The organism is Moorena sp. SIO3I6, assembly GCF_010672095.1.
Genome location: NZ_JAAHHU010000276.1, coordinates 1 through 6,291 on the forward strand (window position 1 = coordinate 1; position 6,291 = coordinate 6,291).

5 protein-coding genes are annotated in these 6,291 nt (G+C 40.6%); all 5 read right to left on the bottom strand.

Annotated elements, in window-relative coordinates; genetic code table 11:
• Nucleotides 1–126: 126 nt before the first annotated feature.
• Nucleotides 127–1,179, bottom strand: coding sequence for a glycosyltransferase (locus F6K49_RS33880; protein WP_366514260.1), 1,053 nt, complete (start codon nucleotides 1,177–1,179; stop codon nucleotides 127–129).
• A 64-nt stretch (nucleotides 1,180–1,243) separates the two neighbouring features.
• Entirely contained in the window at nucleotides 1,244–2,413 is a 1,170-nt protein-coding gene (locus tag F6K49_RS33885) for a glycosyltransferase family 4 protein (RefSeq protein ID WP_293103694.1), read from the bottom strand.
• Nucleotides 2,404–3,684 (bottom strand): lipid II flippase MurJ, encoded by a 1,281-nt coding sequence (locus tag F6K49_RS33890; protein ID WP_293103697.1) that lies wholly within the window; start codon nucleotides 3,682–3,684, stop codon nucleotides 2,404–2,406. The genes F6K49_RS33885 and F6K49_RS33890 overlap by 10 nt, the downstream gene beginning before the upstream one ends.
• Before the next feature lie 189 nt (nucleotides 3,685–3,873).
• Entirely contained in the window at nucleotides 3,874–5,190 is a 1,317-nt protein-coding gene (locus tag F6K49_RS33895; protein WP_293103701.1) for a DUF4832 domain-containing protein, read from the bottom strand.
• Nucleotides 5,191–5,569: 379 nt separating this feature from the next.
• Nucleotides 5,570–6,291 (bottom strand): EAL domain-containing protein (locus F6K49_RS33900; protein WP_293103704.1); only part of this gene is annotated, 722 nt, incomplete at its 5' end.

The following is a 6,291-nucleotide window of genomic DNA, read 5'->3' on the forward strand; positions in this document are numbered from 1 at the left end:
ACACTAAATCTTGAGCTGCAAACACCCCGATCTGGGCGCTATACATGAACAGCATCAAGCAGTAAAACAGACGCGGTTTATGGTTAATCTTCCAAGCCGCAACAATAGCTAAGGTAGTGACTAAGCCTAAAAGTACCTTGCCCGCTCCATTAATTTATCCTGAGTTAATGGAGATTTAAGTACTTGTAACATAGCTAATGATAAAGCGGCTGAATCCCCGACTGGTACTAAAATGCCATATTGTCCTGCTGATAAAATTTCCGCTGGACCACTAGGACAATCTGTAGCAATTACTTGGCAACCACATGCCATTGCTTCAATTAACACAGTGGGTAACCCTTCCCAGCGAGAAGACAAAACCAACGCATTCGCTTTACTCATATATGCATAAGGATTCTCTACAAAACCTGGCATAGAAACATCCGCTGCAATTCCTAGTCTGTTAATGGTTGCCTCTAATTCGCCTCGGGATTCCCCTTCACCTAAAATCACCAGGCGAGCGATCATTTTTTTTCTTAAACGTGCAAACGCTTGGATTAGAGTCAAGAAATCTTTCTGAGGTGATAATCTACCAACAGCCAAAAAGACAGGAGGAGCGTCTTTGCGAAACCAAGGATGGCTCAAAGGCATTTTTGATTTGGCGATTAGCTGATGATTAACCACTGGATTGTAAATTTCTCTGACTTTGCCTTGGTCAAAACCAAGTTGACACTCCAAATCCCGTGCTACTGCTTGAGAAACTCCGACAATTTCATCAGCACGAGGGTAAAACCATTTCATCAGTGGTGGTACCAATTTAGCTCGCATTAACTGAGACTTAGAAGCTGAAAAAGTGTTGTGTTCTACCAATACTAATCGAGTTTTGGTACGAGCTAACTCTTTGGCTGCTACAGCAATGACGTTAGCATGAGCCAGATGAGAGACTAGGGCAGAAGGTCTGTTTTGTTGTAAGTAACGTGACAAGGGTTGAATTGCTTTCACAACTCGTCCGGCTGCCAAGTTAACTAGACGCACCTCCTTAGGCACTTGGCTTAGATAAGGTCCGTCAGCACTGGCAAGAACTAGATCCAACTGGACATCTTGTTCCAACATCCCTTTGAGCAAGTTAACTGTTACCCGTTCTGCGCCACCGTCATAGAGAGCAGGTAGAAAAAAAGCGATATGCTTTATATCCATCATTCTTTTATAGATTATACTTTATAGCAGTTTTCAATTAATCCCTGTTAGATCTGCTGTCAGTGATTCATAAAGCTGACTGCTGACTGCTGACTGCTGACTGCTGACTGCTGACTGCTGACTGCTGACTTATAACGTCACTAAATAAAATTTCCCAGCGTTCTATTATTGTTCCTAAACCAAATTGTTCTGTAATTTTTGGAGCATAAGAGGCTAGACGTTTACGCTCTTCCTCATTGGATATTAAACGCTCCAGTGCTGTAGCTAAGGCTAACCTATTTTCACTGGGCACCAAAATCCCATTTACACCATCACGAATAACTTCTCGTGGACCACTAGGACAATCTGTTGAAACAACGGGGAGTCCACAAGCGAGTGCTTCCACTAAAACCCCTGGTAACCCTTCAAAGCGGGAAGACAAGACAAATAATTCTGACCGTTTTAAGACTGAAAAGGGATTACGGACAACCCCAGGAAAGATGACCTGATTAGTTAAACCTAATTGATCTCTGAGATTTTCAAGCTCTGGACGAAGCTCCCCTTCTCCTAAAATTATAAGTTGCCAGTCTGGATACCGATCAGCATGTTTTTTGAAAGCAGATAATAAAATATCAAACCCTTTCTGATGGGTAAGCCTTCCGATAGCAACTATCCATTTTTTAGTTAGATCAGCTCCTTTATTTTCCAAGAATTTATCCATACTAGGGATGGGATTGATACTAGCCAATGGGTTGTAAATTACTGCTCGTTTGGTTTGGGGGAGCCAGTCAAAATACTGATTCACTCCATCCCCTACGCTCACCACTTTATCCGCAAAGGAATAGGTGATATGTCGCAATCTATCCCACACTTTGCCACTAGAACTTTTCCGAGGATCATTCTGTTCACTTACCAGAACGGGATAGTTAGTCTTAACAAGAGCTAACAGGGTCAAGATATTGATTTGATCTAAGAAAGAAATGACAACATCAGGGTGTAGGGATTTAATGGTTCGTCTCAAGACCCACAAACGATAGAGGTTATTCCAAATTCCATGAAGAAAAGTTGGTGAGTTTTTGGCGATATTAAGGGCTACTCGATTAACCCCATCAGGTAATTTATAAAAGTCAAGATAGGCGTCATCAATTGTTACCACATCAACTTTATAACCCTTGTTAAAGAATCCTTTTGCTAGCAAAGCTACCGCTCGCTCAGCACCCCCACAGGAGAGAGATGACGTCACTAGTGTTAATCGCATAATTGTTTTCCAGGGTTTTTCTTTTTGATTTGGTTTTGGGTAAATAAGAACATAAAGGAAAAACAAAAGATATACACGCAGCTAGTGGATAACGCAATGCCTTTAATTCCCAGCCATTGCATAAAGATAATATTCAAGATGATATTAATGGCTAAATCAAATCCAGATACCCACATTAGGATATAGTTAAGTCTCATAGCTGACACGAGTCTAACCACTATAATATTAGCAATATAAAAAGGAATTTGTAAGGCATAAAGGGCTTGAATTTGCGCGACTAAATTAGTAGCATCCGAGGTAAATGAACCTCGTTCAAAAAATAGTTTAACTATCGGCTCAGAAAAAACAATTAGAATTATGCTTAGCGGTACGGTAATCAAAAATATCAGCCGCAGATAATACCTAAGGGTACCACGGATTTCGTGCCAATCCTGACTAGCAACCATTTTAGAAAAATAGGGAATTACCGCAGTGCTGATCGCAATACTCATTAGGTTAATGGGAGAAGCAATTAAACCGTTGGCGTAGTTAAGTATAGACACACTACCAGGAGACAACATAGCTGCCATGGCTTGATCAATTGGAGCAGCACTACAAATTAATAATGCTCCAGCAATCATTGGCAGATACTGGCTCGCTACCTGGCGCATAGGCTCATTAAATCCATACCATCTTGGCAGTAATGAAATACCTTGACGATGCAGTGCTATTCCCAGAATTATCAGCTCTAGAACTGTACCACTAATTAATCCAGCAACTAAGGCAAAGATTCCTAAAGACTTAAATCCTACTATCAATAGGATGCTAATCACCGGAATCATCATTGGACATAGAGCTGCTAGAGCAAAACGTTCCCCAGCATTCAATACAGCACTCCAAATGATGGCAATCCCAGTAAGGACAACTACGGGTGCCATTAAACAAAGTAGATGGAAGGTAAGCTCTAATTTTTCGGGGTTAAACCCAGAGGCAATCAATGGTAAATAAACCAGAGCAGTAGCTACCATTACTATAGTAGTGAAGCTAAGCAGTACTAATGCCCAGATCATTACTCCAGAAAACAGTTTTTGAGCGGCTGCCATTCCTTCCTGATCTCGTACACGGATATAGGTAGGAATAAAGGCAGTATCAAGGGATTCAGCGATTACATTTTTTATTAAAAAAACAACCAATAAAGCGATAAAAAATGCATCTAATTCATCCCCAGTACCAAACCTCCACGCAACTACTAATTCTTTAATAAGAGAACCAACTTTTACAAAAGCAGTCAATAAACCAACAGTTACAATTGCGCGAAAAATCTTGCTATTCGTCGAGCCATTGACTAGCTTTTTACAGTAGATAAGCAAGCTCTGCCCTGACCAAACTCTCATAGTCTCTATCCGTATTTAAGCATATGCGCTACGCGCAGGCTACGCCAACAGATGTCAGCTATCAGCTAATGCGAATTAGCTTACAGTTTAATTAACAATAAGGCTAGTCAATAGGGAATTGTAGCCTGTCGAGGCTTCCCATAGATTTTGATTAGCAAGTCTGATGGAATAGTCTGGATGATTATATAATTGAGGAGCTGGATCAGGTAGATTTAAGAAAACATCATAGGTTCCAGTTTCGATTGTGTCTGGAGTACGAGTGACAGCATTAATAACCTGAGTACTACCAGGCATCCACATCCGAGGATCCTCGTCTATAGGTAAATGGTATTCGCGACGAGTGACACGGTGACGGAGAATAATTTCCAGTGGCCGAGGATTGTAAGGACTAGCCCATCCTTCATTGATAATTTCCAATTGTATCGAGAATGTACGAGCGGGTTTTACCCTAGTAGGAGTAACTGATTTGACTATACGGAAGCGATAGCCCAAACGACGTTTAATTTCCTCTAAACACCCTTGGGTTTCCCAGTCTTCAATGATCTCAGTGGCATCACTTGGTTTGTAATTTAATGCACTCCAGCGCATTCGTTCTAGTTCATTTAAAGCATTGGGACAATCATCAAAAGAACTAGGATTGCAGGTTTCTCCCCCCTGTACCACATACCGATTATCCAGATTTAAAAATGTCTTTTCTTGTTCTATTATCCCCCGATCCGTATCGCTGTAAGTTCCCCAATCATCAATACTGGCTAGGAAACAATCATTAGTAGCTCCAGTTCTCCCTCGGTTAGTACCATTAAACGCTTCATTAGGGGTAAGAGGATTTTCTTGATCAAAAATTGCTATTTTATGATTGGGGTATCGTAGAGTAACCATCCGTTCACTGGGTAGAACAGACAAGAGTTTAAACAAAATAGCTTTTCTATCTTCATTGTTGCTATCCAAACCATAGTAAGAACTATGCCATTCTCCCCAGTAACCAATAAAACCTGCTTCCATGTAGGCGATAACATCGTAGTTTGATGATAATATCGGTTGCAGATCATCCAGATGAGAGAGTATGCGATCGCGGGATGAATCTTCACCACCTCCTACCCAATTATAGGCAAAGCGTAGGATTAATTTAACCCCAGCTTGTCGAGCCGTATTCAAATCCTGGGATAGGGTTTGTATAAAAGACTCTGATAACGGTTTATTTCTAAATTCTGAAATTACGTAAACCTTACGTACTAAGGTCATTTGGTTATTCCTAACCTCTTGTAGCTCAGACAGCTGTAAGGAATAATTTGATGTATTGTCCAGAGGAGTAAAAGGCATAAAAAAGCCTCGTTCTGGATTGGGAAAGTGTTCATCACTACCTTGATAAACCGTGGTAACATTAGAGGTTTGAGCTGTTGTCATAGTATTACAAGCAACAGTGGTGAATATCCCTAGTATAAAGACTAACTTGCTGTATTTTGCTATCTTACTAATCACCATATTTGCTTTCTTATACTGATTTATTATCAATTTTTATAGTGGTTTTAAGTTGGATGAGCTATACACCAAATTTCTCCCCCCTTCTCCCCCTCTTTCCACTCTCCCCTTAGTTTAGCTGTAAGCATTCAGCTATCAACCATTGCCCTTTGGCCACCCTTGGCCTTTTTGGCCACGCTACGAGAATGGCCACGCTACTTGAGGTGCGAACGGGACAGCTTTTGAATAAAAGAGGTAAGCATTCGTTTAATCTGAGTTAAGTCTGCTGACGGCTGACAGCTGACGGCTGAAGGCTTACGTTTAGCTAAACTCCAATCAAAGTTATCGCCGCTTCAACGTCTACAGGTTTGGAGAAAAAGTAGCCTTGTCCATATTTACAGTTGAGGATTTTTAGTTGATCAATTTGCCTGGATGTTTCTACCCCGGTGGCAATTAGATCAACACCAAGATCATTGGCTAGTTTAGCCACGGTTTGAACGGGTTCTAAATTTATGTTATCCGTATTAATTTTACTGACTAGAGACCGATCAACTTTTAAGCCATTAAACTCTCCATATATAGAGTTAGACACTTCATGGATATAATTGATATCCGATGAATTATCAATACCCAAATTATCCAATTCTAACTGAACCCCAATGGCTCTAAGTTTGGAAAGCACCACCATGGCTTCCTCAGGATTTTTACGAATAAAACTCTCAGGTATTTCTAGCTTCAAACGATAAGCATCCAAGTTAGTTTTATTGATAATATGGTCAATCTGCTGAACTAAATCAGGTTGCAATAACTGTTGGCGACACAGATTAACACTAATGGTTATCGGTGTTTGACTAGGAAACAGTTGTTGCCAAGACTGTAGTTGATTGCAAACTTCTCTGATTACCCACCAACCAATGGGAACAATCAAGCTAGTTGCTTTGGCTACTGGCATAAACTCTTCTGGGTAAATCAATCCTAGGTTAGGATGCTGCCAGCGCAACAATGCTTCAAAACTATTAATATGCTCGTTTTCTAGGAGCATAATCA

Excerpts from the sequence above, each read along its gene's own strand:
- F6K49_RS33885 (WP_293103694.1), bottom strand. The coding sequence starts at position 2,413 with ATGCGATTAACACTAGTGACGTCATCTCTCTCCTGTGGGGGTGCTGAG.
- F6K49_RS33880 (WP_366514260.1), bottom strand. The coding sequence starts at position 1,179 with ATGATGGATATAAAGCATATCGCTTTTTTTCTACCTGCTCTCTATGAC.
- F6K49_RS33895 (WP_293103701.1), bottom strand. The coding sequence starts at position 5,190 with ATGACAACAGCTCAAACCTCTAATGTTACCACGGTTTATCAAGGTAGT.